The 24,853-nt window shown below is 67.3% G+C and carries 23 protein-coding genes; 15 read left to right on the forward strand and 8 right to left on the reverse strand.

The annotated features are described in order from the left end of the window. The first annotated feature begins 16 nt into the window (after positions 1-16). Entirely contained in the window at positions 17-1,696 is a 1,680-nt protein-coding gene (locus H7K45_RS28485; RefSeq protein WP_263999527.1) for an amidohydrolase, read from the forward strand. On the opposite strand, the gene H7K45_RS28490 is transcribed toward H7K45_RS28485, so the two are convergent. After that, a complete protein-coding gene (locus H7K45_RS28490; protein WP_263999528.1) occupies positions 1,693-2,937 on the reverse strand; it encodes an acyl-CoA dehydrogenase family protein in 1,245 nt (414 codons plus the stop codon). The genes H7K45_RS28485 and H7K45_RS28490 overlap by 4 nt on opposite strands. A 4-nt stretch (positions 2,938-2,941) precedes the next feature. Continuing rightward, the gene (locus tag H7K45_RS28495; RefSeq protein ID WP_263999529.1) at positions 2,942-4,108 is read right to left on the reverse strand and encodes an oxygenase MpaB family protein; all 1,167 of its coding nucleotides are present in this window, start codon (positions 4,106-4,108) and stop codon (positions 2,942-2,944) included. 94 nt (positions 4,109-4,202) lie between these two features. On the opposite strand from H7K45_RS28495, the gene H7K45_RS28500 reads away from it, so the two are divergent. Both H7K45_RS28500 and H7K45_RS28505 read left to right on the forward strand, forming a co-directional pair. After that, positions 4,203-5,270, forward strand: coding sequence for a Gfo/Idh/MocA family protein (locus H7K45_RS28500; protein ID WP_263999530.1), 1,068 nt, complete (start codon positions 4,203-4,205; stop codon positions 5,268-5,270). Then, entirely contained in the window at positions 5,263-6,213 is a 951-nt protein-coding gene (locus H7K45_RS28505) for an alpha/beta fold hydrolase (RefSeq protein ID WP_263999531.1), read from the forward strand. The genes H7K45_RS28500 and H7K45_RS28505 overlap by 8 nt, the downstream gene beginning before the upstream one ends. On the opposite strand, the gene H7K45_RS28510 is transcribed toward H7K45_RS28505, so the two are convergent. Next, positions 6,144-6,941, reverse strand: a complete 798-nt coding sequence (locus H7K45_RS28510) for an alpha/beta fold hydrolase (protein ID WP_263999532.1) — start codon at positions 6,939-6,941, stop codon at positions 6,144-6,146. The two genes, H7K45_RS28505 and H7K45_RS28510, sit on opposite strands and share 70 nt — an antisense overlap. A 149-nt stretch (positions 6,942-7,090) precedes the next feature. Between H7K45_RS28510 and H7K45_RS28515 the strand changes: the two genes are divergently transcribed. Together H7K45_RS28515 and H7K45_RS28520 are read left to right on the forward strand one after the other, a co-directional pair. After that, a complete protein-coding gene (locus H7K45_RS28515; protein WP_263999533.1) occupies positions 7,091-7,939 on the forward strand; it encodes a helix-turn-helix transcriptional regulator in 849 nt (282 codons plus the stop codon). A gap of 8 nt (positions 7,940-7,947) precedes the next feature. Beyond that, positions 7,948-8,784 carry an SDR family NAD(P)-dependent oxidoreductase gene (locus H7K45_RS28520; RefSeq protein ID WP_263999535.1) on the forward strand — a complete coding sequence of 279 codons (837 nt, stop codon included), beginning with the start codon at positions 7,948-7,950 and terminating at the stop codon, positions 8,782-8,784. Positions 8,785-8,796: 12 nt separating this feature from the next. Here H7K45_RS28520 and H7K45_RS28525 read toward each other — a convergent pair whose 3' ends face one another. Next, positions 8,797-9,210, reverse strand: coding sequence for an isocitrate lyase/phosphoenolpyruvate mutase family protein (locus H7K45_RS28525; RefSeq protein ID WP_263999536.1), 414 nt, complete (start codon positions 9,208-9,210; stop codon positions 8,797-8,799). 4 nt (positions 9,211-9,214) lie between these two features. Beyond that, a complete protein-coding gene (locus tag H7K45_RS28530) occupies positions 9,215-9,835 on the reverse strand; it encodes a TetR/AcrR family transcriptional regulator (RefSeq protein ID WP_263999537.1) in 621 nt (206 codons plus the stop codon). 181 nt (positions 9,836-10,016) lie between these two features. Here H7K45_RS28530 and H7K45_RS28535 point away from each other — a divergent pair, with 181 nt between their 5' ends. The 8 genes from H7K45_RS28535 to H7K45_RS28570 all read left to right on the forward strand — a co-directional run bounded on the left by H7K45_RS28535 (position 10,017) and on the right by H7K45_RS28570 (position 20,048). Further along, positions 10,017-10,916, forward strand: coding sequence for an alpha/beta fold hydrolase (locus tag H7K45_RS28535; protein WP_263999538.1), 900 nt, complete (start codon positions 10,017-10,019; stop codon positions 10,914-10,916). A 28-nt stretch (positions 10,917-10,944) separates the two neighbouring features. Further along, positions 10,945-11,622, forward strand: coding sequence for a TetR/AcrR family transcriptional regulator (locus H7K45_RS28540; RefSeq protein ID WP_263999620.1), 678 nt, complete (start codon positions 10,945-10,947; stop codon positions 11,620-11,622). 20 nt (positions 11,623-11,642) lie between these two features. Then, the gene (locus tag H7K45_RS28545) at positions 11,643-12,581 is read left to right on the forward strand and encodes an adenylate/guanylate cyclase domain-containing protein (protein WP_372512679.1); all 939 of its coding nucleotides are present in this window, start codon (positions 11,643-11,645) and stop codon (positions 12,579-12,581) included. Positions 12,582-12,590: 9 nt separating this feature from the next. Continuing rightward, the gene (locus H7K45_RS31620) at positions 12,591-13,493 is read left to right on the forward strand and encodes a rhomboid-like protein (RefSeq protein WP_308206443.1); all 903 of its coding nucleotides are present in this window, start codon (positions 12,591-12,593) and stop codon (positions 13,491-13,493) included. Between the two features lie 653 nt (positions 13,494-14,146). Next, positions 14,147-15,655, forward strand: a complete 1,509-nt coding sequence (locus tag H7K45_RS28555) for a carboxylesterase/lipase family protein (RefSeq protein WP_263999540.1) — start codon at positions 14,147-14,149, stop codon at positions 15,653-15,655. Between the two features lie 63 nt (positions 15,656-15,718). Continuing rightward, positions 15,719-17,662: a primary-amine oxidase gene (locus H7K45_RS28560; RefSeq protein ID WP_263999541.1), complete on the forward strand. Its 1,944-nt coding sequence runs from the start codon at positions 15,719-15,721 to the stop codon at positions 17,660-17,662. A gap of 65 nt (positions 17,663-17,727) precedes the next feature. Then, complete coding sequence (locus tag H7K45_RS28565) at positions 17,728-19,722, forward strand: DUF7064 domain-containing protein (RefSeq protein WP_263999542.1); 1,995 nt, start codon at positions 17,728-17,730, stop codon at positions 19,720-19,722. Further along, on the forward strand, positions 19,701-20,048 hold the full coding sequence (locus H7K45_RS28570) for a YnfA family protein (protein ID WP_263999543.1): 348 nt from the start codon (positions 19,701-19,703) through the stop codon (positions 20,046-20,048). Before H7K45_RS28565 ends, H7K45_RS28570 begins: the two co-directional genes overlap by 22 nt. On the opposite strand, the gene H7K45_RS28575 is transcribed toward H7K45_RS28570, so the two are convergent. Both H7K45_RS28575 and H7K45_RS28580 read right to left on the reverse strand, forming a co-directional pair. Continuing rightward, positions 20,045-20,932 carry an SCO6745 family protein gene (locus tag H7K45_RS28575; RefSeq protein ID WP_263999544.1) on the reverse strand — a complete coding sequence of 296 codons (888 nt, stop codon included), beginning with the start codon at positions 20,930-20,932 and terminating at the stop codon, positions 20,045-20,047. The two genes, H7K45_RS28570 and H7K45_RS28575, sit on opposite strands and share 4 nt — an antisense overlap. A gap of 55 nt (positions 20,933-20,987) precedes the next feature. Further along, positions 20,988-21,695 carry a FadR/GntR family transcriptional regulator gene (locus H7K45_RS28580; protein WP_263999545.1) on the reverse strand — a complete coding sequence of 236 codons (708 nt, stop codon included), beginning with the start codon at positions 21,693-21,695 and terminating at the stop codon, positions 20,988-20,990. Positions 21,696-21,836: 141 nt separating this feature from the next. On the opposite strand from H7K45_RS28580, the gene H7K45_RS28585 reads away from it, so the two are divergent. Next, positions 21,837-22,334, forward strand: a complete 498-nt coding sequence (locus H7K45_RS28585) for a gluconokinase (protein ID WP_263999546.1) — start codon at positions 21,837-21,839, stop codon at positions 22,332-22,334. Beyond that, entirely contained in the window at positions 22,331-23,731 is a 1,401-nt protein-coding gene (locus H7K45_RS28590; RefSeq protein ID WP_263999547.1) for a GntP family permease, read from the forward strand. The genes H7K45_RS28585 and H7K45_RS28590 overlap by 4 nt, the downstream gene beginning before the upstream one ends. 73 nt (positions 23,732-23,804) lie before the next feature. Here the strand turns inward: H7K45_RS28590 and H7K45_RS28595 are convergent, their stop codons facing one another. Further along, positions 23,805-24,764 (reverse strand): DoxX family protein, encoded by a 960-nt coding sequence (locus tag H7K45_RS28595; RefSeq protein WP_263999548.1) that lies wholly within the window; start codon positions 24,762-24,764, stop codon positions 23,805-23,807. Positions 24,765-24,853 lie beyond the last annotated feature (89 nt).

The following is a 24,853-nucleotide window of genomic DNA, read 5'->3' on the forward strand; positions in this document are numbered from 1 at the left end:
GCCTAGCGTCGTCGCCATGGGAATGGTGCTGACGAATGCCGTGGTGTACACCGCCGACCCGGAGCTGCCGACGGCCGACACGGTGGTGATCGAAGACGGTCTGATCACCTACGTCGGAATCGGTGAACCAACGTCGGGGGAGAAGGGATTGCCGGTCTACGACCTCGGGGGCCGCACCGTCGTGCCCGGGTTCGTGGATTCGCACACCCACCCGAGCATGGTCTCCAAGAGTTCCTGGCACGTGCGACTGCCGTGGACTACCGACGTCGACGAGATCTTGAGCTTCATCCACGATTACGCGGCGGCGCACCCTCCCCAGGAGGTCCCGTTCCTGTACTTCGAGTACTACCCGAGTGCGACCTTCGACGCAGCCGCGCCCACCAAGGAGTTGCTGGACTCCGCGGTGTCGGACCGGCCCTGCCTGTGTCAGGACTTCAGCGAGCACGAGCATTGGGTCAACAGCAGGATGCTCGAGCTGATGGGGATCACCCGCGACACCCCGGATCCGGTGCCCGGTCTCGAGATGTTCGTCCGCGACGACGACGGCGAGCCCACGGGTCTCTTGCGTGAGCTGGTGCACCTTCACTTCATAGACGAGCTCTACGAGAGGATCGGGTGGAGGCCGCCTGAGGAGCTCACTCCGGAGAGCATCGCCCCCTTCTTTCGCTTCATGACCGAGCACGGGGTGACGGCGGTGTTCGAGGCCTTGGTGGAGGACGACGAGATCCTTTGCGCGCTCCGGGAACTCGATCAGCGCGGCGAACTCCACGTGTACTACCAAGGCGCGCTTCGGTTTCGCGGTATCGCAGACCTTCCTGAGACCATCCGTCGACTGCAGGACTACCACGCCCGGCACTCGAGCCGGCACGTCGGCATGAACACGGTGAAGCTCTTCCTCGACGGCACCAACGAGAGTGGCAACAGTGCCGTCCTGGCGCCGACCTGTAGTCACGCCTCCGGAAGTCACCTCGGTGACATCGGAATGGACGTCGACGAACTCGCCAGCTGCTTCCTGCTCTGCAACACCCACGGCGTCGACGTCCACATCCACCTCGTCGGTGATCGCGCCTTCCGCACCGCCTGCGACGCAGTCGAAGCCGCCCAGACCACCCTGGCCGCCGACGGCTCGCCGTGGACGACGCAGGTGACCCTCGCCCATTGTGAACTGGTCGACCCCGCCGACATGCACCGTCCCGCCGAGCTCGGCATCATGGTGAACTGGACGGCCCACTGGTCGGGTGGATACTTCGGTGAGGGCGCCAAGAAGCACCTCGGTGAGGACCGGTGGAACCGGATGTACCGCTTCAACGAGATGGTGCAGAGCGGCGCCGTGGTCGCACTGTCGAGCGACGTCGTGACCGCCTACGAGCTGCACCGCGGGAACCCCCTGTTCGGCATGCAGGTGGCCGCCACCCGAGTCGACCCCGAATATCCCTTGGACGCGGCGGCATACCCGGGTCACGTGCGGCCGGCCGCCGACGCGGTCCTGCCCCGCGAGCTGTTGCTGGCCGGCTACACGATCAACGGTGCCGCGCAGATGCGACTTGCCGACGAAATGGGTTCACTCACGGTCGGAAAGCTCGCCAACGTGGCGGTGCTGAATCAGGACGTCTTCACCATGCCGGCCAACTCGATGGGAGACGTCAAGGTCGACGCGGTGCTCTTCGAAGGACGTGTGGTCAGCGGTTCGCTCTAATCGCCCCGCAGCAACCCCTTCGCCACGTGGGTGATCTGCACTTCGTTGCTGCCGGCGTAGATCATCAACGACTTGGCGTCGCGGGCCAGTTGCTCCACGCGGTACTCGGTCATGTAGCCGTTGCCGCCAAAGACCTGGACGGCCTCCATGGCGACGTCGGTCGCCGCCTGCGAGCAGTACCACTTCATCGCCGATGCCTCGGGGAGCGAGATGGCCACCCCCGATTGGGTGGCCTCGATGGCGCGAAACAGCATGTTGCGCACGTTGATTCGGGCGACCTCCATGCTCGCCAGCTTCAGCTGGATGAGCTGGAACTGGCCGATCTCCTGCCCCCACAGCGTGCGGGACGTCGCGTAGTCCACGCAGAGCCGCAGGCATTCCTCGATCACCCCCAGCGCCATCGCGGCGACCCCGATGCGCTCGGCGGAGAAGTTGGAGCGCGCGCTGTCGCGGCCGTCCCCCGAGGCATTGTCCTCGGTCTCGCCCAAGAGCCGGTCCCGGCCGAGGCGGACGTCGTGGAAGGACAGTTCACCGGTGCGGGAACTGTGAATGCCCATCTTGCGGAAGGGCTTCGACTGCACGAAACCGTCCATGCCCTTGTCGAGGACGAAGGTCAAGACCTTGCGGTCGCGCTTGCTCGCACCGTCCTTCTCGTCCAACTTCGCATAGACGACGGTCACGTCGGCGTCTGGGCCGTTGGTGATGAACGTCTTCTGACCGTTGAGGACGTACCCGTCCCCGTCGCGCACCACGTAGGACTTCATGCCGCCGAACGCGTCGGAACCCGAATCGGGCTCGGTGATCGCCCAGGCGCCGATCTTCTCGTACGTGACGAGCTCGGGCAGCCACCGTTCCTGCTGGGCCAACGTGCCGCGTGACGCAATGGTCGGCACGGTCAGGCCGAGACTGACGCCGACGCCCGTGACCAGACCCATGCTCACCCGGCACAGTTCGCTGATGAGCACGAAGCCCATGCCGGCCTGCGCGCCGCCGCCGCCGAACATGCCGCCGGAGGATCCACTGCCAGACCGACCCGTTCCCTCGCGCATCGCCGCCAGTCGCTTCTCCAGCGACTCCTTGGCCATCGCGTCGATGCCGAAGGTGGCGAACAGCTTTCGGATGACCGGGTAGGGCGCCATGTCGCCGCTCTCCAAGTCGTCGACGTGGGGCCGGACTTCCCGGTCGACGAACTCTCGGACCGCGTCGCGCACGGCGACGTCGACGTCTGACCATTCGAGCATGTGTTCAGGCTGCCTTTCGGTGCGCACGCCGACCGCGCGCTGGACGGAGGCCGGCGAGGGAGAACGTGGTGTGGACCAGTGAACCGGCCCGTTCGACGAGCGCCGATGCCGCGGAACCGCCGGGGACGTAATGCACCGGCAGACCCCGGCGTTCGCGAGGGGGACCCATGAAGGCCGGAGCCTCGACGAGCGGGGCATCGGCCCGCGCGCGACCGGACGCGCGCCGGTAGGCCGCCAATGCCCGTGGATGCAAGCGGATTTCATCGGGCACCGCGACGAACGCCAACTCGACCAGCTTGCCGAACAGGCGCAGCACCACCTCGTCGCCCGGAGTCCAGCGCATGCCCGCTCTCTCGCGAACGTCGGGAGCGAACAGGCCGGCGGCGATCCACCGTTGTCCGGCGACCATCGGCTTGAACAACTGGTCCCAGACCGGGGTGGGCAGCGCGACGAACCAGGGCTTGGGGATGCGGATGGAGAAGATGTCCAATGTTGCCTGGTTGATCTCCAGCCCCTCACGACACGTGGTGTCCCAGTAGACCTGGAAGTCCTCCCAACTGGCGGGCACCGGTCGAAAGCTCATGCCGTACATCCGGTACCACTGGACGTGCTCGTCGAAGAGTTGACGCTTCTCCGCCTCGGTCAAGCCGCCGCAGAAGTACTCCGCGGTCTTGAGGATGAGCATGAAGAACGTGGCGTGCGCCCAGTAGAAGGTCTCGGGATCGAGGGCGTGGTACCGACGGCCGTGGGCGTCGGTGCCCTTGATGGTCTCGTGGTACCCCTTGATCTGAGCCCCCGTGTGGGAGGCGCGGTCGCCGTCGTAGACCACGCCCATGATCGGATAGACCGACCTCGCCACCCGTTGCAGTGGTTCTCGCAACAGCACCGAGTGTTCCTCCACGCCGGCGCCGAGCTGCGGGTACATGTTCTGCATGGCGCCGATCCAGACGCCAAGCAGGCCGGTGCGAAGGTCGCCGAAGTACTTCCAGGTAAGGGAATCGGGGCCCAACGGCTCGGTAGGCGTCGCAATTCCGTGGGGCGTCGTGGAATCCAGGGGCACTTCGTCCTCACAGCCGTACGAGGTCGGGTCGTCCTCCCAACGTATTCGTGACAACGCGCGTTGTCCACGATCGCCCGACGTGTCGCTGGCAGCCGGGCGATCCACGGCCATCGCGAACTCCATTTCTGAACGACACGTTTACAAAAGAGTGCGAGCTCGCTAAATTGAACGATACGTTTAGAAATTGTCCCGGATGGAGGTTCTCGTGATCACTCAGCTTGGTGTCGGTTTGATCGGCGCGAACGCGGAGCGTGGATGGGCGCGGGCTGCCCACGTACCCGCCATCCAGTCGCTGCCCGGACTAGAACTGGTCGCGGTGGCGACAAGGCGCCCAGAATCCGCCAAGGCCGCCGCCGCATTCGACGCACCCGCGGCGTACGTCGACCCCCTCGATCTAATTCGCAGCGACGACGTCGACGTCGTGGCGGTGGCCAGCACGGTGTCGTCTCATCACGAGCTGATCATCGCGGCCCTCCGCGCAGGAAAACACGTCATCACGGAATGGCCCGTGGCCTCGACCGTGGCCGAGACCGCCGAGATCGCCGACCTCGCCGACGCGACCGGATGCCATGTGGCCGTCGGGCTGCAGGGCCGCAAGAGCCCCGCCACCGTCGAGGCGCTGCGGCGGATCAGCCGCGGCGACATTGGCGGGATTCTCTATGCCACAGTTCATTCCGCGGTGGCGGCCTTCGGCAGCGTCGTCGACCAGTCCGCTCTCTACCTGGAGGATCTAGCTACCGGAATGAACCTGCCCACCATCATGGGCGGCCACACGCTGGACCTCGCCACCCACCTGGCCGGGTACGTGACGTCGTGCTCGGCGATGACGTCCATTCAGTACCCGACGGTGTCGGTGGCCGGTTCGACCACGACGCGTCAACGCACCATCGCCGATCACATCCTCGTCCAGGGCAGACTCGCCGGGGGCGGTGTGCTCGCCGCCGACGTCGTCGGCGGACGACCCGTCGACGATGCGGTCTTCCGCCTCGACGTCGTGGGTCGCGACGGTGTGATCACCCTCAGCGGCGGCGGCCCGTCCGGCTTTCAGGCTGGGACCCTCGTGCTCACGGTCAACGGTGAACGCGTCGACGTGGAACACGGTGAATTGGCGTCGCTGCCGGCCGTGGCAGTCAACACCGCCGGGGTCTACGCCGCGCTACGCGACGACGTCCGCGACGACACTCACACCGCACCGGGACCCCGTGACGCAGTGCGGCTCCAGCGACTCGTCGAGGTAATCCAGAAGACGAACCCGGAAGTGGTACATGACTGAACGTCAAGTCCGTGCCGTCGACGGGTTCCGCCTGGCCTACGACCGTACCGGCGCCGGGCACCCCGTCGTGCTGCTCCACGGTTGGCCCGGTGACCGGCACGACTACCGGGCCGTTACCGATCTGCTACGTGACCGCGCCGACGTCATCGTGCCGGACCTGAGGGGGTTCGGGGAGTCCGACAAGCACGACATGGACCCGGTGGAGCAGTACGACGTTGCGGCGCAGGCCCGTTCGGTCGTGGCCCTGATGGACGAACTCGAGGTCGACCAAGTAGTGCTCGCCGGCTACGACGTCGGCGGACGGGTGGCTCGAGAGGTCGCCGAACGGCACCCCGACCGCGTCGGGTACCTGGTGCTGTCACCCCCGCTGCCCGGCGTGCGCTCCCGCATCCTCGACCCCGACACCCAACGCGAGTACTGGTACCAGGCCTTTCATCAACTTCCGTTGGTCGAGCAGACGCTCGACGGACGGTCCGACGCCGTCCGCGCGTACCTGAGCTACTTCTGGAATCACTGGACGGGACCCGACTTCAGCCCCGACGAAGCTGAGATCGACCGTCTCACGGACATTTACGCGATCTCCGGTGCTCTCGTAGCCTCCGTGAACTATTACCGCGCCGGGGCCGGGGCGGTGAACACGGCGCTGCACGAGACGCCGCCAAAGCGCAACGCTCGCATCGCGACACCGACGATCGTGCTGTGGCCCGGCACGGATGCGTTGATCCGGCGCGAATGGGCCGACCACCTGGAGGACTACTTCGCCGAGCTAGAACTTCGCGTCGTCGGCTGCGGCCACTTCACCCCGGTGGAGGCACCGGACGACTTCGCGGCGGCCGTCCTGGACGCGGTCACCGCCAGGTCGAGCGCTTCGAATCACCTGACGCCGGCGGCCGCCAAGATGACGGCGGCCACCGGGCCGGGTTCAGTCACCGGGGACAGGTGAGAGGTGTCCAGCTCGACGGTGTGTGCACCCATCCGTCGGGCCAGAAAGCGTTCGAGTTCGGGATCGATCGTGCGGTCCCTGGTCGAGACTTGGTACCAAGTCGGCCGGTCGTGCCACGCCGCAGCGGTGGTCCGCTCGCTGGTCAGCGTGGCGAGATTGCGGCCCTGCACCGCGAACAGCGCCCGGGCCCGCTGCGTCGGCACGTCCCCTGCGAAGTCGGTCAGGAAGGTGGTCTCGTCGAGTTGCGCGTAACCGTCGGCCGCAGTGACGACTCCAGCGGAAGCGGGTGGAGCGGGAAACTGCTTCGCCAGGGCCGGAAAGTCCTCGCCCGCCTCGGGTGCGCGAGCGGCAACGTAGACCAGCGCGCTGATGCCGTCGTCTCCGCCCACCTCGGAGACGATGGTGCCCGACCACGAATGCCCGACGAGCACTGTCGGGCGCGGTTGCAGCGCCAAGACGCGGCGCGTCTCGGCTGCGGCATCGGCGAGGGTCGTCAGCGGATTCTGTACGGCCGCGACGACGAGGCCGGCATCCTGCAGGTGCGGGACGACGTCGATCCAGGACGATCCGTCGGCATACAGGCCGTGCACGAGTACGACACTGCGCGCCCGAATCTCCGCCACCGCCAGATCGTCTGCGCGGGCGAGAGCCGTCGACCGCGCACTCAGGCCGAGCCCCACCACACTCGCAACACCCGCGAGGCCCAACGTCCTGCGCGACAACTGCATTCGAATCTCTTCCGTCAGTGGATGGTGGTCCTGAAACACCCTAGGCGACCTCGGGCGGGGCGGCTGTCCGATGGTCCCAACGTGGGTGCACCTGCTGGGGCTACCCAGGAACGAAAGAGCCGACCTAACGTGAAGGCACGGATCGCGTAATGCCGCACTTGGGCGAATTCCTCCGAGCCCGACGCGCGCTGGTGGCACCCGCGCAGCACGGCCTGCCCAACGGTTCGCGGCGCACCCCCGGCCTGCGCCGCGAAGAGGTCGCCATGTTGGCGTCCATCAGCACCGCCTACTACGTGCGTTTGGAGCAGGGCCGTGACGTGCGGCCCTCGACTGAGGTCCTCGACGCCCTTGCGGCCGCCCTGTTGCTCGACGAGGAGGCCAACGCGTACCTGCGAGCGCTGGTGGGACCACCGCCGCCCCGCGGAGCCGCAGACCCGTCTCGGCCGGAGACGGCCGCGCCGGGCCTCGTCGCGCTGATGGAGGGATGGACGGACACACCTGCACTCCTGTACGACCGCCATTTGGACCTACTCGCCGTCAACTCGATGGGCCGTGCGCTCTTCGGCTGGCTCGGCGACGAGACCAACCTGCTGCGGGCGATCTTCCTCGACCCCGCGGCGCGGGTCTTCTACCGGGACTGGGCGCTCATCGCCGAAGGCTGCGTGGCGGCCCTGCGCATCGACTGCGCTAGACGAGACGACCGTCGGCTCGTCGAATTGGTAGGCGAATTGTCGGTCAGGAGCTCCGAATTCGCCTCGCTGTGGAGTCGCCACGAGGTGCGAGCCAAGCGCGGTGAGACGAAGCACTTCGAGCACCCGATCCTTGGGCCGTTGTCGCTGTCCTTTGAAAACCTCACAGTCGCAAATGCTCCCGGACAGCACCTCGTGGTGTACCACGCCGAACCGGGCGGCGCTGCGGAGGAGGCCCTTTCGCGGCTGAGAAACACGGTGGAAGCGGCTTCCGACTCGACCTTGGACCGGCTCGACGACACGAGATGAGGAATGCCATGTCAACGTGGTTCATCACGGGAACGTCCCGTGGCTTTGGCCGTCTCTTGGTGGCGGCGGCGCTGGAGGCTGGCGAGAACGTCGTGGCGACAGCCCGCCGGCCGGAGGGCGTCGCCGGAGCATTCTCGGATGCCGGCGACCGACTCTCGGTCCAGGCCCTCGACGTCGGCGACGAAGAGCAGGCAGCTTCGGCGGTCGAGAACGCAGTTCGGCGATTCGGCGGTGTCGACGTCGTGGTCAACAACGCCGGCTACGGCGTCTTCGGTGCGATTGAGGAGGTGTCGGATGCCGAGGTGCGATCGATCTTCGACGCCAACGTCTTCGGCGTGCTCAACGTCACCCGTGCCGTGTTGCCAACCCTGCGCGCGCAAGGATCCGGGCACATCGTCAACATCGGCTCCAGCGCCGGTATCGCCGTGGGGGCAGGCCGCGGTATCTACGGGGCCACCAAATTCGCCGTGGAGGCGATCTCCGAGGCGCTGCGTGCAGAACTAGCCCCGCTGGGGATAAAGGTCTCGGTCGTCGAACCAGGATCGTTTCGTACCGACTTCCTGGCGCACCACGAACAGCGTCGACCGAGGACGTCCGACGACGCCTACACCGAGACCGTCGGAGCCTTGCAGCACGCGATCGACGGGCTCGAAGGCAAGCAACCGGGGGACCCGGGCAAGGCGGTGGCCGCCATCCGTGCGTTGGCCGCAGCCGACGACCCGCCGCTACGGTTGCCGCTCGGCAGTGACAGCGTGGCCCTGATGGCGCAGAAGGCAGCATCGTTGGCGGAGACTGCCGAGGCCGAGCGAACCCGAGCGGCCGCAACGGATTTCGCGAGGATCTGACGACCGTGCTGGTCAACGCCCGTGTAAGCGCTCGGGTCCGAAGCTGATGATGGCGGTCATCTCGGCGTGCGTCATGCCCGAGGTGGCCCCGGCGACGTCGCCGCCGACGAGGGTCTTGGCAGCACGTTGCAATGCGGCGGCCACGTGCCGGTACAGGGCCGGCCCGGTGCTGATTCGCTTGACTCCAAGAGAAGACAATTCGTCGACGGTCAGCGTCTCAGCCACGGTGCCCACTGCGACGCTCACCGGTCGAGGGGCGACTCGGCCCACGGTGGCCGCCAGGGCCGCCGAGGACGTGCCGAGGGCGGGAAAACCGCTCTGCGTGAGGATGAGAGCCGAAAGCCCGTCCCACGCATTGGGCATGACGAAGGCACGGGGTTGGTGGTGCAGCGCCAGGAATTCTTCGTAACGGCTCGATGGAGTCATGGGGCTAGGGCGACGGTGGGCGCGCCGTGTCGGCGATGGCCCCTCGCATGAACGTGGCGAGCGCTCGCGCCGGGAGGCTCTTGTCCAAGGAGTCGTTTGCTGCCCGCTGCAACGCCAGACCATGGGATAGGGCGATCTGAGAGACGCCAAATTCGTACGGAGTGAGGTCGGAGCTGACACCGAGGCGATTGAAGTGGCAGGCAATGAGCTCGCCAAGGCGCTGTCGGTAGCGTTCGTAGATCTCTGCGAACTCGGCCGCCTTGCTACCGCCGCGCATCGCATAGAGCTGGAACTCTGTGGTCAGTAGGCACCAGCTGCTGTCACCACCGAGTACTTGATAGCGGCGCTCGATTGCCGGAGCCAGATCGGCAGCGGATGTTATGCGGTCCAGTGATCGACCGAGCGTGTCCATCTCTTCATCGAGATGGCGGCCGAGAAGCTCGACGAACAGGTCGTCCTTGGATTCGAAGTTGGAGTAGAAGGCACCCCGGGAGAACCCTGCCTCTTCGGCGATGACGTCAATGGGTGCCGCCTCGAACCCGACTCGGCTGAAGACGCGGCTAGCGGCGTCGACGAGTCGTCGGCGGGTCACCGCCTTCTGCTCGATGCGCGTCAAGCGAGCCATTGGTCGTCGACCTCCCGTTTCGAGCCTTCGATCGAGCGTAACCCACACTTGACATCCCATCGACAGAATTGCATCGTGATACACATTTGTATGTCAATTAAAGACTGTATGCAACGACGAACCTCGCCGGGGGAAGCGGAATCTCGATCGCGGCGGTGCCGCCTCACACGAAGGACAGCCCATGATCGACGATCACGAACATCCCGCAACCAGCGTGCCCGCGGCCCGCGCATGGATCGACGAGAACGAGACGTTCCAGAGCCGCCGCGGGCATTGCATCGCGTATCGCCGCCGCGGCCGGGGGCCGACAGTGCTTCTGCTGCACGGGTTTCCGACCTGGTCCTATGACTACGCGGCGGTCGCCGCCGATCTCGTGCGCGACCACGACGTGATCACCATGGACTTCCTCGGCTACGGCGTCTCGGACAAGCCGCACCCCTATCGCTATACGGTGGACGAATCCGCCGACACCGTCGCAGATCTCTTGGCCCACCTCGACGTCCACGAAGTACGCCTCGTCGTCCATGATTACGGGGGAATCGTCGGTCAGGAACTCCTTCACCGCAGCTTGGCTCACGGCCTCGCGTTCGCGGTGCACTCCGTGGTCGTGTTGAACTGCGGCATCGTCTACAGCGCGTACCGGCCCACGCGATTGCAGAAGCTGCTGATCATCCCGATCGTCGGCAGACTGGTCGCCAGTCGCATCACCGCATCCCGAACCCGAACGGGGCTGGACGGAGTACGCGGAGCCGCGCTCACCGACGCCGAGTTCGACGACCTGTGGATCGGCATGTCCTACCTTGATGGCCACCGACTCGCGTACCTGCACATCGAATACAACGCCGAACGCGCTGCCCACCACCAGAAGTGGGAGGCCGCCCTCGCCGCCTGGGATGGCCCCGTGAAGCTGGTCTGGGGACTGGACGACCCGGTGTCGGGCCGCCACGTCCTCGAGGAGGCGAAGATGCTCCTGCCGCGGGCCGAGGTGGTCGAGCTTTCCGGCGTCGGACACTTTCCGCAGCACGAGGCACCACGCGCGGTTGCAGAGGCGATACGCGCGCAACGTGTTTCGAGCGAGTGACCGTGCGATGCGCGCTCCCACGGTGACCATGGCGATCAACTCCATTTATGCAAACGCATCGTTCACTATCATGTCGGGCATGCCGAAGACCGAAGCGTCGCTCGACGCCGAACCGCCCGTGGGCCGCAAGCGTGGCCGGCCGGTGAGCACTCAGGCGCGACGAGCAGTGCTCGACGCGGCCGTCGGTTTGTTGGATGAGCGGGGAGTCGCAGGGTTCACAGTCGACGAAGTGGCTCGGCGAAGTGGGGTCAGCAAGGCCACCATCTACAAGCACTGGACGAACGGTTTCGATCTGGCGGCGTCGGCCTACGGTGACATCGCCACCACAGCGGTTCCCGTGAAGGATTCTGGGGACGCGGTGCGGGACCTTACCGACCAAGTTCGCCGGCTCGCCCGCTTCTACGCCAGCGCTCGAGGCCGGGTCGTGGCACAAATCCTTGGTGCCGCGCCGAGCCAGGACCAAGGCACGACTACGTTGCGCGACGCATTCTTCTCGCAGCGACGCGCCGCCACCGCCGCGCTCATACGGCAGGGGCAATCGCGCGGCCAGCTGCGACCCGACCTGGATCCAGAACTGACGATCGACCTGCTGTTCGGGCCGGTCGTGTTTCGGATGTTCAACGGTTTGGGGCCGCTCAACGACACCGAGGCACGTGCCGTCGCCGACATGGGGATGCGGGCCATCGCGCTGAGCACCGGTACGTGATACGGCTGCGACCTGGGCCGATCTCGATCGGCCGTCGCGATGTGAGCGACACCCCACGGCTCGAGCCAGGAGAGACACTTAGGCTGGTCGGCGTGGAGGCCGAATCGTTCGAGGAACGGTCCGGTGACCGTGGCGGTCCGTTGCGCTGGTTGAAGAACACCAACCACGACGAGGGCATCGTCGCGCTCGTCAGACGGGCCCGTCGCATGCTGCCCGGTGACCCCGACTTCGGGGACCCCCTGTCGGTGGCCGGTGTCGGCGGCCCAAGGGCGGCGGCGCGTGCGGCCGACCGCATCCTCGACCGCAACGCCGCGTCGCGCGAGGTCAGCCTCGCCGGACTCCAAGTGTGGCAGGCGCTGACCGAACGAGTGTCGGGCCAGCCGGCCAATCCCGAAGTGACGCTGGTGTTCACCGATCTCGTCGGGTTCTCGGACTGGTCGCTGCGCGCGGGCGACGACGCCGCGCTGAAGTTGGTCCGGCGGGTCACCCAGGTGACCGAGCCACCGCTGTTGGAGGCAGGTGGCCGGATCGTCAAGCGCATGGGTGACGGCGCGATGGCGGTGTTCCGCGATCCCGCCACCGCCGTCGAGTCGGTGCTGGCAGCCCTGGAGGCCGTGAAGACCGTCGAGGTCGGCGGTCACACGCCGTTGATGCGCGCCGGCATCCACACCGGTCGGCCGCAGCGCATCGGCTCGGACTGGCTGGGCGTCGACGTCAACGTCGCAGCCCGAGTGATGGACCGCGCCACCAGGGGTGGTTTGGTGGTGACCAATGCGACCCTGGAGCGCATCTCCGACGAGGACTTCGACGCCTTGGGTGTCACGGTGAAACGGGTGCGTAGACAACTGTTCTCGGCGAAGACCCCCGGGGTTCCCGGCGACCTGGTGATGTACTGGGTGAAGACCCGCAGGGATCTGCCAGGTAGCGACGAGGCCGAGGCCGAGGCGCCAGGGGCATAGTCGGTGGCGATGGTAACGGCGATCCTCGCTCGACTGGCCCGCGTCCGGGTGACCGTGGGCTATGCCGTCGTCCTCGCCGTCGTCACCGTGGCCCTGGTGAGCCTCGACCCCGCGGTGCAGGACCGCATCATCCTGCACGCCAGTACCAATCTGCACAATCTCCGGCACGGCCACTTGGGCACGCTGCTCGGCAGCGCGTTCGTCGTCGACGCGGGCCCGTTGTCCGACTGGCTCCCGGGCCTGATCTGCCTGCTCGCGCTCGCCGAACTGCTGTGGCGCAGCCGCCGACTGATCATCGCCTTCGCGGTGGGCCACGTCGGTGCGACGCTGGTGGTGGCCGCCGGACTGTGGGTCGCGGTCACCTACGGCTGGCTGCCCCGAAGCGTGACCCGCACCGCCGACGTCGGGATGAGCTACGGCGCGACCGCGGTGCTCGGTGCCATCACCCCGGCGATACCCCGCCGCTGGCGACCGGCGTGGATGGGCTGGTGGGTGGCCGTGGCGGTGACCGCAGTCGTCGTCGACCAGGACTTCACCGACGTCGGTCACCTCGTGGCATTGATGCTGGGCATGCTCGTCGCGACGTGGTTCGGTGCACCACGTCCGTGGACCTACCCGACGGCGGCTCTGCTGGGGTTGGCGTCGTGCTTCGGGTTCATGGTGTTCGCCAGCTCGCCTGGACTGATCGGCGCCGCCGCGGCGGCGGGCCTGGCCGGGGCCGCCGTCACCATGGCAGGGGCCGCGGCATGGACCCTGCCGAGGTCTCGGCGAGGGCCGAAGGCGAACCCCTCAGCAGGTGAACCGCAGGCCGATGTCCGCCGGCGGCGCGGTCTTCCGCAGGCACCCGAACGGCTCGACGCCCCTGGCACTCAAGGCGATTGCCGTCTGATGGGCGTAGTCGACGCAGAATAGTCCCGCCGCGTCCGCGCGGCACCGGTAGTCACCGAAGGCCAGGCTTCGACCGGCGGCCAGTTCGGCACCAGTGCCGTCGACGAAGGGGCCGGGATCGCCGTGGGGTGATCCCACGTCGACGGTCGTGCCGGTGAAGTCGACCCAGTTGGCCTTCCACGCCGTCTCGATGCCGGGCGGCCGCGGTGGTGGATCGGCCAACTTGACCAGGCAGGCCAGCGCACCGTCCTGGTAGCGGTTGGTCACGCAGTTGGTCTCGGCGCCCGCGGTGGTGAACGCGACACCGTCGCCAAGGGTGGTCGACTGACCGTCGCGGGTCATCGTCCGGTAGCCCGCCACGTCGACGGGCGTCCCGGCCTCGATCCACGCGCTGACGTCGGCGATCGAGGCACCCTGGCGGGGCGCTGCAGCTACCGGTGAGGGCCGACTCGTGGGCGCAGCCGTCGTCCTGGTGGAGGTCTGGGTCGACGTCTGGGGCGAGCCCGACGGCACGCCCTGAGTGCTGGCGACCGGCCCGCCCGCTCCGCCGGAACAGCCCGCCACCAGCGCGGACATGCCGATCAGCAGGACGATTCGCATGACGCACAGGGTAGCGGTACCAACCCGAACGGCCCGTCAGGCACCTCCGGGTTCGTATTGTTCGCTAACGTCGGGACATGCACGAACGCACCATTCGCGTGACCGTCGACAGCGGCGTGATCGAGGGTTTCACCGCCGACGGGGTCCACCGGTGGCGATCGATTCCCTACGCCAGCCCTCCGGTGGGGCCGCTGCGACTGCGTGCGCCCCGGCCGGTTCAGCCGTGGCCAGGGGTTCGCTACTGCCACGGGTTCACCTACTGCGCTCCACAGGACCGCAAGTACACCCTGCTGGGCATCGGCAAGTTTCAACCCATGAGCGAGGACTGTCTGACGCTCAACGTCGTCGCGCCGGAGAAGCCGTCCGACGAACCGCTACCGGTGATGTTCTTCATCCACGGCGGCGGTTACATCCTCGGCAGCTCCGCCACCCCGATCTACGACGGTGCCTCGCTGGCGCGTCGGGGGTGCGTCTACGTTTCGGTGAACTACCGGCTCGGGGCACTGGGCTGCCTCGAGCTGTCGTCGCTGTCCACACCGGAGCACCCGATCGAGGACAACCTGTTCCTCCGTGACTTGGTCATGGCCCTGCGCTGGGTCCGCGACAACGCCGCCGTGTTCGGCGGTGACCCCGACAACGTGACCATCTTCGGGGAGAGCGCCGGTGCACATGCCGTCGCCACCCTGCTGGCCACGCCTGCGGCGAAGGGACTGTTCTCGCACGCCATTTCGGAGAGTCCCGCCAGCGGCATGGCGGGCAGCAAGACCGTCGCCGACTCCTTTGCCGACGACTTTGCGCGCCTGCTCGACGCGACACCTCAGGACGGCGCCGCGGCCGTGATGTCCGCCAGCCCGGCACGGTTGGTCAAGGCGCTCGACCAGCTCATGATCGACGGGATGAAGTCGATGCGTGGCGCCTTCCCGGTCGGTCCGACCTGGGACACCGAATTCCTGCCGCGAGACCCATTGGCCGTAATGCGGTCAGGTGACGCACACCCCGTGCCGCTGATCGTCGGGACCAACGCCGACGAAGGGCGGTTGTTCACCCGGTTCCTTCAGTTGCTGCCGACGACCGAGCCGGCGATCGAGATGCTGCTCGCCGACAGCGACGTGGCAGTGCGCGAGCGAATTACGAAGGCCTACCCCGGCTATCCGAGCCCCTCGGCCTGCGTCCGGCTCGGCGGAGACTTCGCCTTTGGGACGGCGGCATGGGAGATCGCCGTGGCACATGGTCAGCACGCGCCGACGTACGTCTACCGCTATGACTACGCGCCGCGCACGTTCCACCTGTCGGGTCTCGGCGCCACCCACGCCACCGAGTTGTTCGCCGTCTTCGACGTCTATCGCACGCGGTTCGGGTCACTGATGACGGCGGTGGCCGACCGCCGCTCCGCGCGTCGGGTGTCCAACGACGTGCAGAACAGGTGGCGGGCCTTCAGCCGCACCGGGTCACCGGGTGAGGACTGGCCTCGGTACACCGCCGACGAGCGCCCGGTCATGATCTTCGACCGTCATTCGCGCCTCGAATACGATCCCAACGCCGACCGCAGGCTGGCCTGGGAGGGGTTCACGCTGACGTCCAGCTGACGCCGGGGCGAGCGTTTCGACGATCCCCTCGCGCGGCCGCCGTCGACGTGGTCGAGTAATGAGGTGACGCACCCACTCGACCCACTGTCCTCCGACGAATTCCGCGCTGCCGCTGCGGTGTTGCGCCGTGAACATCAGGTGACGGCCACCCCCACGTCGGGGACCGGGCGGGGATGGCGATTCGCCTCGATGGAGTTGGTGGAGCCGTCCAAGGCGGAGCTGGCGCGGTTCGAGGACGTCGGCGACGTGCCCCCGCGTCGGGCCGTGGTGATCTGCTTCGACCGCTCGACCAACAGCACCTACAAGGCGGTGGTCTCGCTGACCGACGACCGGGTCGAGACGTTCGACCACGTCCCGGGGGTTCAGGCCAACTTCACCGTCGACGAGTTCGTCGAATGCGACGAGCTTCTGCGCAGGCATCCCGAGGTCATCGCCGCCCTGGCCAAGCGGGGCATCACCGATCTGGACACCGTCTTCATGGACACCTGGACCTTCGGCGACGCGGTCGCCCCGCCCGAGTTCCGCGACCGCCGACTCGGGTGGTCCGACACCTGGCGCAAGGACGGGCCCGGCGCCAACCCCTACGCTCACCTGGTCAGCGGTCTGCACTGCGTCGTCGACCTCAACGCCATGGAGGTGCTGCGGGTCGAAGACGACGGCGGGGTCGAAACACCCGACGTCATGGGCGAATACGCGCCGGCACACGTTCCGGAGCGCATCCGTTCCGCGTCGACGCGGGAGCCGCTCAAGCCACTGCTCATCACGCAGCCCGAGGGACCGTCGTTCACCATCGACGGCAACCTGCTGAAGTGGCAGAACTGGTCGTTGCGGATCGGATTCAACTACCGCGAAGGCATGACGCTGCATACGGTGCGCTACCGCGACGGCAATCGCGAGCGCTCGATCGCCCATCGAATGTCGTTCGCCGAGATGATCGTTCCGTATCGCGACTCGTCGGTCGACCACTACCGTCGCACCGCCTTCGACATAGGCGAATGGGGTCTCGGCTTCATGACGACCTCGCTGGAGCTCGGCTGCGACTGCCTCGGCGAAATTCGTTACCTGGACGCGGTCATGCACGACAGCACCGGGGAGCCGTACACCATCACCAACGCCATCTGCATCCACGAAGAGGACGGCGCGGTGCTGTGGAAGCACGTCGACCACGACTCGGGAGCCGAGGTCCGCAGGATGCGCCGCCTGACCATCTCGTTCCACGTGACGGTCGCCAACTACGAATACCTCGTCTACTGGCGGCTGTACCAGGACGGCAACATCGAATGCGAGGTCCGCGCGACCGGCATCATGGTCACCACCCCGCTGGCCGTCGGCGCCCCGAATCCGAACGGCACCCTGGTCGACGAGCGCACGTACGCGCCGTTCCACCAACACTTCCTGGTGGCCCGCCTCGACATGGACGTAGACGGCTCCGACAACACCGTCGTCATGTCGGAATCCCATGCCGAGCCGACGGGTCCCGACAACCCCTACGGCCTGTCGCTCGTGACGCGAAACGTCCCGCTGCGCAGTGAGAGTGAGGGCATGCAGGACGTGGACTTCGCGACCCAGCGGGCCTGGAAGGTGGTCAATCCCAACGTGACCAACGGCCTGGGGACCCACCCCTCCTACAAGCTGGTCCCCGGCGGAGCCATCCCGGCGATGTTCGACGCCGACTCGCCGGTGCTCAAGCGCGCCAACGTGATCGGTCATACGCTGTGGGTGACCCCCAACTCACCTGACGAGCGTTGGCCTGCGGGAGAATTCGTCAACCAGTCCAGCAGGGACACCGGGCTGGGGGAGTGGACCAAGGCCAACCGTCCCATCGAGAACACCGACGTCGTGCTCTGGTACGTCTTCGGCTTGCATCACGTCACCCGGCCCGAGGACTGGCCGGTGATGCCCGTCGACGTCGTCTCCTTCTGGCTCAAGCCGTTTGGATTCTTCGACCGCAACCCGTCGCTGGACGTGGCCGCCACACCGCCCGACACCTGCCACGGCCACAGTTGACGCCCGTCAAGTTGGCCGGTGCAAACGCCCGCGAGAGCGCACTCTGCTGAACTAACGTGGTCGCCGTGCAACCCTTCCTCGCCAATGCCCTCGTCGAACGCGCCGCCGATCTGACCGTCGAGTGGCTGACCGCCACCTTGGGCGCAGGGGAGATCGGCGACTTCACCGTCGACCGCATCGGCACCGGCCAAATGAGCGAGTGCTACCGGATCGGGCTGACCTACACCGGCGGTCGGAGCGGACCTGCCTCGGTGGTCTTGAAGGTCGCGGCCGCCGATCCGAGCAGCCGACAGACCGGGCTTGCCATGGGGCTCTACGAACGCGAAGTCCGGTTCTACACCGACGTCGCACCGGCGCTGGGCGGACCGATCTCACAGTGCCATCACGCCGCCTACGACCCCGCGACCGGAGCCTTCGACCTGCTGCTGAGCGACGCCACGCCGGCGGTCGTAGGCGACGAAATCTCAGGCGCCACAATCGATGAGGCCACGCTGGCGCTCAGCCAGCTCGGTCGCGTGCACGGGCCGCTGTTGGGTGACTCCGCGCTGGCCGACGCGCAGTGGCTCAATCGAGAATCGCCTCTCAACCAGGGCCTGATGGCCGCTCTGTACGCCGGATTCCTCGAGCGCTACCGCGACGACATCGCGCCGGAGCACCTCGAGGTATGCGAGCGACTGGTCGCGGCGTTCGACGACTACGTCGCCGCCGAGGCTGCGGCGGACCGCCCACAGGGTCTGGTTCACGGCGACTTCCGGCTGGACAACATGCTGTTCGGCCAGGAGGGGGCCAAGCGTCCGTTGACCGTGGTCGACTGGCAGACGGTCACGTGGGGACCCGCGCTGACCGACGTCTCCTACTTCCTCGGATGCTCGCTGCCCCCGGCGCGACGCCGCGAACACGGCGAGGCGCTGCTGCGCACCTATCATGACGCACTCGGTCCTGACGCTCCCATCAGCCTCGACGAGGTGCGCGACGGTGTCCGTCGCCAAAGCTTCTTCGGGGTGATGATGTCCATCGTGTCGCCGATGCTCGTCGAGCGCACCGAGCGGGGCGACCGAATGTTCCTGACGATGATCGCGCGCCATTGTCAGCACGTCCTCGACACCGACGCGCTGTCCATCCTGCCTGCGCCGTCGCACCCAGAACCGTTGCAGCCCAACGTCGACGACGAGGGCCGCCACCAACCGTCTGACGAACCACTGTGGAGCGAGAGCTGGTACTTCGACTTCGTCGACTCCGGTCAGGAGGTCGGCGGATGGTTCCGTCTCGGACTGATCCCCAATCAGGGGCATGCCTGGGTGAACGCCCTGCTGTGCGGCCCCCACCTGCCGACGATCGCCGTCCTGGACTTCGAGGCTCCGCTGCCGGATGACCACACTCGCGTGCACGCCGACGGCGTCGACCTCGAACTGGAGGCCACCTCGCCGTTGCAGTCCTATCGACTGTCGCTGCGAGGCAGGGGCCAAGCCTACGACGACCCGGCCGACCTCCTCGCCGGCCTTACGGGCAGGCCCGTCGACCTCGAGGTGGACCTGGTGTGGACCACCGCCGGGACGCCGTATCAGTACCGGCTCTCGACGCGGTACGAAATTCCGTGCACGGTGTCGGGAACCGTTCGGGCAGAGGGTAAGACGTATGAGTTCACCACGGTGCCAGGTCAACGCGACCATTCCTGGGCCGCACGGGACTGGTGGAGCATGGAATGGGTGTGGAGCGCGCTGCACCTCGACGACGGCACCCACGTCCACGGCCTCGACCTCCGCATCCCCGGTGCGCCACGGATGGCCGCCGGGTACGTCCAGCGCGAGGGGGAAGTCGTCGAGGTGCAGACGGTGATCGCGCGAGAGACCTTCGGCCAGGACGAGTTACCGGTCGGCACCACCCTGGAGATCACGCCGGGTGACGTCATTGCCACCGTCGACGTGCGCGGCCACGCACCGGTGCTGTTGGTCTCGCCCGACGGCCGGGTCAGCAGATTCCCGCGCGCCTGGGCCACGGTGACGACGGCGGACGGCCGCAGCGGCGTGGGCTGGCTCGAATGGAACCGCAACCAGACGTGACCGTCCTCAAGTCAGTGCTCTTGTTCGTCATGGCGGCCGTGCTGGAGATCGGTGGCGCCTGGTTGGTGTGGCAGGGCGTCCGAGAGCACCGCGGCTGGGCGTGGGCCGGTGCCGGGGTGCTCGCGCTCGGCGCCTACGGTTTCGTGGCGGCATTCCAGCCCGACGCCAACTTCGGACGGGTGCTCGCCGCCTACGGCGGCATCTTCATCGCCGGCTCTCTGCTGTGGGGCATGGTCGCCGACGGTTTCAGGCCCGACCGGTGGGACGTGACCGGCGCCGTCGTCTGCCTGCTGGGGGTCGGGTTGATCATGTACGGTCCGCGCTAGGAGAGGTGCGCGTCGTCGTCGTCGAGGTCGTCACGGCGCAACCCCATCGGGGTGGCCGACGGGATGTCGCCACCGGCGACCACCGCCCTGGTGAGCGGGGTCAGCGTGCGAAAGAGCACCCGCAGGTCGTCGTCGTCGAGGGTGTCGAAGGCCGACAGCGACAACCGGTCCGTCGTGTCCTCGAGGTGCTGCTTGAATGCGTGACCCGAATCCGTCAGCGCGCCACGTGCGTCGACGAATCCGCGGTCGGTCAGGCGTGCCACGCAGGACTGCCACTCCTGGTCGTCGTACTCCCGGCTGCGCACGATGAACTCCCGGGGCACCCGGTCGGCCAGCGCGTGCAGCACGTTGCAGTCGCGGCCACCGACGCCGTTGGCGACGAGCGTGGCGACGTGGGCGTCCCCACGCTGTTCGCGCAGCAGCGTGCTGGCGTGCCACAGCCGGGCGACGGGCTCGTCCGGCCACGGCAGCGCGCGGTTGGCGGCGAAGAGCGGGCGGCCGTCCAGCGGTGCAGTGGCCGCGGCGGCGGCGAGCAGGTCCGCAGCGGACCGCACGTCGGGTCCGTCGACGACACCGCACCGGTTCAGGGCGGCGACCGCGGAGGTCTCCCGCGCCCCGAGCGCGTCGGCCGGGCTGGCGAACTCCCACGCGGCGGGCAGCGCACGGGCCACGTGCGAGGGTGCGAAATTGAAGAACACCGCGGTGACGACGTCGGCGCCCACCGCACCGAGCGGGGCGGCCCGTGCGGCGAAGTAGCACATCCAGAACCCGCGAAAACCGGCTTGGCCGAGCGCTTCGCGGGACTCAGGCGCGAAGTACGTCAGAGCATGGACGGGTTCGAAGCGGTCGAAGAGCCTGCGCGCGACCGTCGGAGTTCTGCTCACCTGCGCAGTCAACCATCACGGCGCCCGACACGCGCGGATGCCGGCCGAGCGATTGTCACCGTGAAGGTTGACTGACGTCGGTCATCGCCTCGTCGATGATGTTGCGCATGGCGCGTTCCGCAGCGTCTTCGTCGCGCAGGCGGATGGCCCGGGCGACTTCGTCGTGGAGCGCGATGGCCACCGGGTTCGGGTTTTCGGGCATCATGCCGTGGTGGGTTCGCCCGGTGAGGACTTCGGCGACCACGCCGTTGAGCGCGCGGAACATCTCGTTGCCGCTCGCCTCGAGCAGCGTTTGGTGAAACACCTTGTCGGCCAACAGGTATGACTCCAGGTCACCGGACCGGCCGTGCATCACCATGTCCGACACCGCGGCAGCCATGATGCGGCACTGGTGCGGATCGGCTCGCCGGGCGGCCAGGGCGGCCGCGGTCGGCTCGAAGCCGCGGCGCAGTTCGGACAGCGACACCAATTGTACCGTGCGATCGCCGGATTCGAGACGCCAGCGAATCACCCGCGGGTCGAAGACGTTCCATCGCTCGACGGGTTGAATGGTGATGCCGACGCGGCGGCGCGACGCCACGAGGCCCATCGACTCCAGAACCCGGATGGCCTCCCGCGCCACGCTGCGAGACACGCCGTACCGAACGCCGACGCCCTCAAGGTTGATCACCTCACCGGCCGGGAGGGTGCCCGAGACGATCTCGGCGCCGATCCCGGTGAGCACGTTGTCGTGCAACGCGCTGACGTTTGAGGGTCCGGCCACGCGATACATCTTGTCATAAAGTTTGCTGATGGGTTTAAAGACTGATTTTTAGATCATTTACTTGCAATGGTCAGATCATTGGGGCAAGCTGTGTGATGCCTGGCACACCGGGTATGGGCACACATGGGAGGTAGACGGGCAATGCGGCCAATCGTGGTGATGGGGGTGTCGGGGTCCGGCAAGTCGACCGTCGGTGCGGCTCTCGCCCAACGCCTGCGCGTGCCGTTCGCCGACGCGGACGACTTCCACCCCGCGGCAAACATCGCCAAGATGACCGCCGGACACGCACTCGACGACGACGATCGTCGCCCGTGGCTGGACACGATCGGGACGTGGCTGGCCGATCACGCCGACGGCGGCGTGATGAGCTGCTCGGCCCTCAAACGTGCGTACCGCGATCAATTGCGCGAGCACCTGGCCGACGTGGAGTTCCTCCACCTGGCCGGCACTCCGGAAGTGATCGGGCGACGACAGGCCAGCCGACCCGGCCACTTCATGCCCGCTTCGTTGCTCGCCTCGCAGTTCGCCACCCTCGAACCGCTGGCCCCCGACGAACGCGGCGTCCACGTGGACGTCGATCAAGACATCGATTCGATCGTCAACGAATACGTAGCGCTGACCCAACGGGAGCCGAAATGATCCACGGAATCACCCTGCTTGCCGACGACGCGCCGAAGCTCACCGAGCCGGTCGCCTCCGGCGCTCACCTCCTGCTTGCCTTCCTCGCGGGCATCGCGGTGATCGTCGTCCTCATCACCATCGTCAAGCTCCACCCCTTCCTGTCGCTGATGTTCGGCGCGCTCGTGGTGGGAATGGTCGCGGGGGAGAACCTCACCACGGTGTTGGCGTCCTTCACCAAGGGTTTCGGTGAGACTGCCGCCGGTGTCGGCATCCTCATCGCCCTCGGTGCCATGTTCGCCAAACTGCTCGCCGACTCCGGGGGCGCCGACGAAATCGTCGACACCATCGTCGGCCACGCCTCCCCGCGGATGCTGCCGTGGGCGATGGCCTTGGTCGGCGCGATCATCGGTCTTCCGATGTTCTTCGAGATTGGTCTCGTGCTGCTGATCCCTGTCATCTACCTGGTGTCACGCCGGTCGCAGCTGTCGCTGATCACCGTCGGAATCCCCGCTCTGGCCGGACTTTCGGCGATGCACGGGTTCGTCCCCCCGCACCCCGGCCCGCTGACCGCCGTCGGACTGCTCGACGCCGACCTGGGCATCACACTGGCACTCGGTGTCGCCGTGGCGATCCCGACGATCATCCTGGCCGGGCCGTTGTTCGGCCGGCTCGCCGGGAAGTGGGTCGTCGTCGACGCACCCGACACCTTCGACGCGGACCGCTTCACCGAGGGCGAGACCCGACGCCGGCCGTCGTTCGCCGTCACGTTGTTCTCGGTGCTGCTGCCCGTGGTGCTCATGCTGGGCAAGGCGCTCGTGGACATCTTCGTCGACGACAAGAAGAACCTGTTGCGGACGGTCTTCGACACCCTCGGCACCCCGTTGATCGCGCTGCTCATCGCCGTCGTCGTCGGCATGTTCACCCTCGGCCGCGGCGCCGGGATGAGCCGCAACGAGGTCACGTCGTGCATCGAGTCCGGGCTCCCGCCGGTAGCGGGCATCATCCTGATCGTGGCCGCGGGCGGCGGCTTCAAGCAGGTCTTGGTCGACACGGGCATCGGCACGCTGCTGGCGCGCTGGGCCGAAGGCGCCAACATCTCGGTGCTCGTGCTGGCCTGGCTGATCGCGGTTCTGATTCGACTCGCCACGGGTTCAGCCACCGTCGCCACCATCACCGCGTCCTCGCTCATCGTGCCGCTGGTCGCGGACCTGCCCACCGGTGAGGTGTCGCTCGTCGTGCTGGCCGTCGGCGCGGGTTCGCTGTTCTTCTCTCACGTCAACGACGCCGGATTCTGGTTGGTCAACCAGTACTTCCGCCTGACCGTGGGCCAGACGATCAAGACGTGGTCGATCATGGAAACCGTGCTCTCGGTCAGCGGTCTCGGTGTCGTGCTCCTGTTGGACCTGCTGATCTAGAAGCCCGTGGACGACTAAGGCGGGCGTCACCCGGCTCGGGTGACGCCCGCCTCGACGTATGCGGTGGTTCTCGCTAGCGGACGCGCTTCTGCAATTCCTTCTGAGCGCGCTTGAGATCCTTCTGAGTCTGCTTGGCCTGCTTGCGGCTCAGCGACGCGAATTCGTTGCTGCGCTCCTGTGCCAGGCTGGCGAGCTCGGCGCCACGATCGCGAGCCGCTTCGACCAACTCGGGCGCCCGGTCGCGGGCGACGTCGACCAGCTTCGCGCCGCGCTTGCTCGCCACGTCGGCGAACTCGCTGCCGCGGTCCTGGGTCAGTTCGGCCAATTCGAGCCCGCGCTTGCGCGCCTTCTTCGCCAATTTGGGAGCGCGGTCGCGGGCCGCCTCCACCAGCTCCGGCGCCCGATCGCGGGCGACGTCGGCGAGTTCCGAGCCGCGCTCGAGGGCGACATGGGCCAGTTCGCGGCCACGTTCTGCCCCGACGTGCAGACCGGACTGCAGGTTCTCGCCCCACTTGTCGACCAGCTCGGGGTCGATCAACGCGTTGGGCGCCTCCGACGGCAGGACACTGGTGACGCGTTCGCTCACCTTGCGCGCCGCGCGCCGGCTGCGCCACCCCAGCGACGGACGGCCTTCCAGGTCGACCGACGCGATGATCAATCCGCCGATGAGGCTGACGTCGGAGAAGAGAGCACGGCGTTCAGCAGCCTTGCGGGCGGGGTCGGTCTCGTTCCAGAAGGCGTGGCTACCAAGGCTGCCCGGCACGACGCTCACGGCAAGGGCGGCGGACGACAGCCGGGGCAGCTTCCCGGAGGCCAGCAGCAGGCCGGCACCGATCTGCACGCCTGCGGTCACCTTGGCGACGGTCTCGGCGTTGGTCGGCACGTTGGGGCCGACGGGATCCGGGAGCTTGCTGAGACCTTCGAGGGTGGGCCGGGCGGCATCGGCGGCTGGTTTGGGGCTCTTGAGCGCTTCCACACCACGGGTGATGAAGGTGGTGGCCAGCATGGGACGCGCTATTCGTCGGATCAACATGCGCGGTCTGTTCCCCGGGCGGACCGGTCGCAAACCCCAACCGGACGAGGCCCGTTTCCACCGTGGGACTTCCCATTAAGGTGGACGTT

Source organism: Mycobacterium yunnanensis (genome assembly GCF_025823185.1).
GTDB classification, from domain to species: Bacteria; Actinomycetota; Actinomycetes; order Mycobacteriales; family Mycobacteriaceae; genus Mycobacterium; species Mycobacterium yunnanensis.

Bases quoted from the DNA above. Each gene is read 5' to 3' on its own strand.
- H7K45_RS28555 (WP_263999540.1), top strand. From the start codon at position 14,147: ATGCACGAACGCACCATTCGCGTGACCGTCGACAGCGGCGTGATCGAG.
- H7K45_RS28570 (WP_263999543.1), top strand. From the start codon at position 19,701: ATGGAACCGCAACCAGACGTGACCGTCCTCAAGTCAGTGCTCTTGTTC.
- H7K45_RS28535 (WP_263999538.1), top strand. From the start codon at position 10,017: ATGATCGACGATCACGAACATCCCGCAACCAGCGTGCCCGCGGCCCGC.
- H7K45_RS28530 (WP_263999537.1), bottom strand. From the start codon at position 9,835: ATGGCTCGCTTGACGCGCATCGAGCAGAAGGCGGTGACCCGCCGACGA.
- H7K45_RS28485 (WP_263999527.1), top strand. From the start codon at position 17: ATGGGAATGGTGCTGACGAATGCCGTGGTGTACACCGCCGACCCGGAG.
- H7K45_RS28520 (WP_263999535.1), top strand. From the start codon at position 7,948: ATGTCAACGTGGTTCATCACGGGAACGTCCCGTGGCTTTGGCCGTCTC.
- H7K45_RS28525 (WP_263999536.1), bottom strand. From the start codon at position 9,210: ATGACTCCATCGAGCCGTTACGAAGAATTCCTGGCGCTGCACCACCAA.
- H7K45_RS28585 (WP_263999546.1), top strand. From the start codon at position 21,837: ATGCGGCCAATCGTGGTGATGGGGGTGTCGGGGTCCGGCAAGTCGACC.
- H7K45_RS28490 (WP_263999528.1), bottom strand. From the start codon at position 2,937: ATGCTCGAATGGTCAGACGTCGACGTCGCCGTGCGCGACGCGGTCCGA.
- H7K45_RS28505 (WP_263999531.1), top strand. From the start codon at position 5,263: ATGACTGAACGTCAAGTCCGTGCCGTCGACGGGTTCCGCCTGGCCTAC.
- H7K45_RS28595 (WP_263999548.1), bottom strand. From the start codon at position 24,764: ATGTTGATCCGACGAATAGCGCGTCCCATGCTGGCCACCACCTTCATC.
- H7K45_RS28540 (WP_263999620.1), top strand. From the start codon at position 10,945: ATGGCGATCAACTCCATTTATGCAAACGCATCGTTCACTATCATGTCG.
- H7K45_RS31620 (WP_308206443.1), top strand. From the start codon at position 12,591: ATGGTAACGGCGATCCTCGCTCGACTGGCCCGCGTCCGGGTGACCGTG.
- H7K45_RS28515 (WP_263999533.1), top strand. From the start codon at position 7,091: ATGCCGCACTTGGGCGAATTCCTCCGAGCCCGACGCGCGCTGGTGGCA.
- H7K45_RS28590 (WP_263999547.1), top strand. From the start codon at position 22,331: ATGATCCACGGAATCACCCTGCTTGCCGACGACGCGCCGAAGCTCACC.
- H7K45_RS28495 (WP_263999529.1), bottom strand. From the start codon at position 4,108: ATGGCCGTGGATCGCCCGGCTGCCAGCGACACGTCGGGCGATCGTGGA.
- H7K45_RS28510 (WP_263999532.1), bottom strand. From the start codon at position 6,941: ATGCAGTTGTCGCGCAGGACGTTGGGCCTCGCGGGTGTTGCGAGTGTG.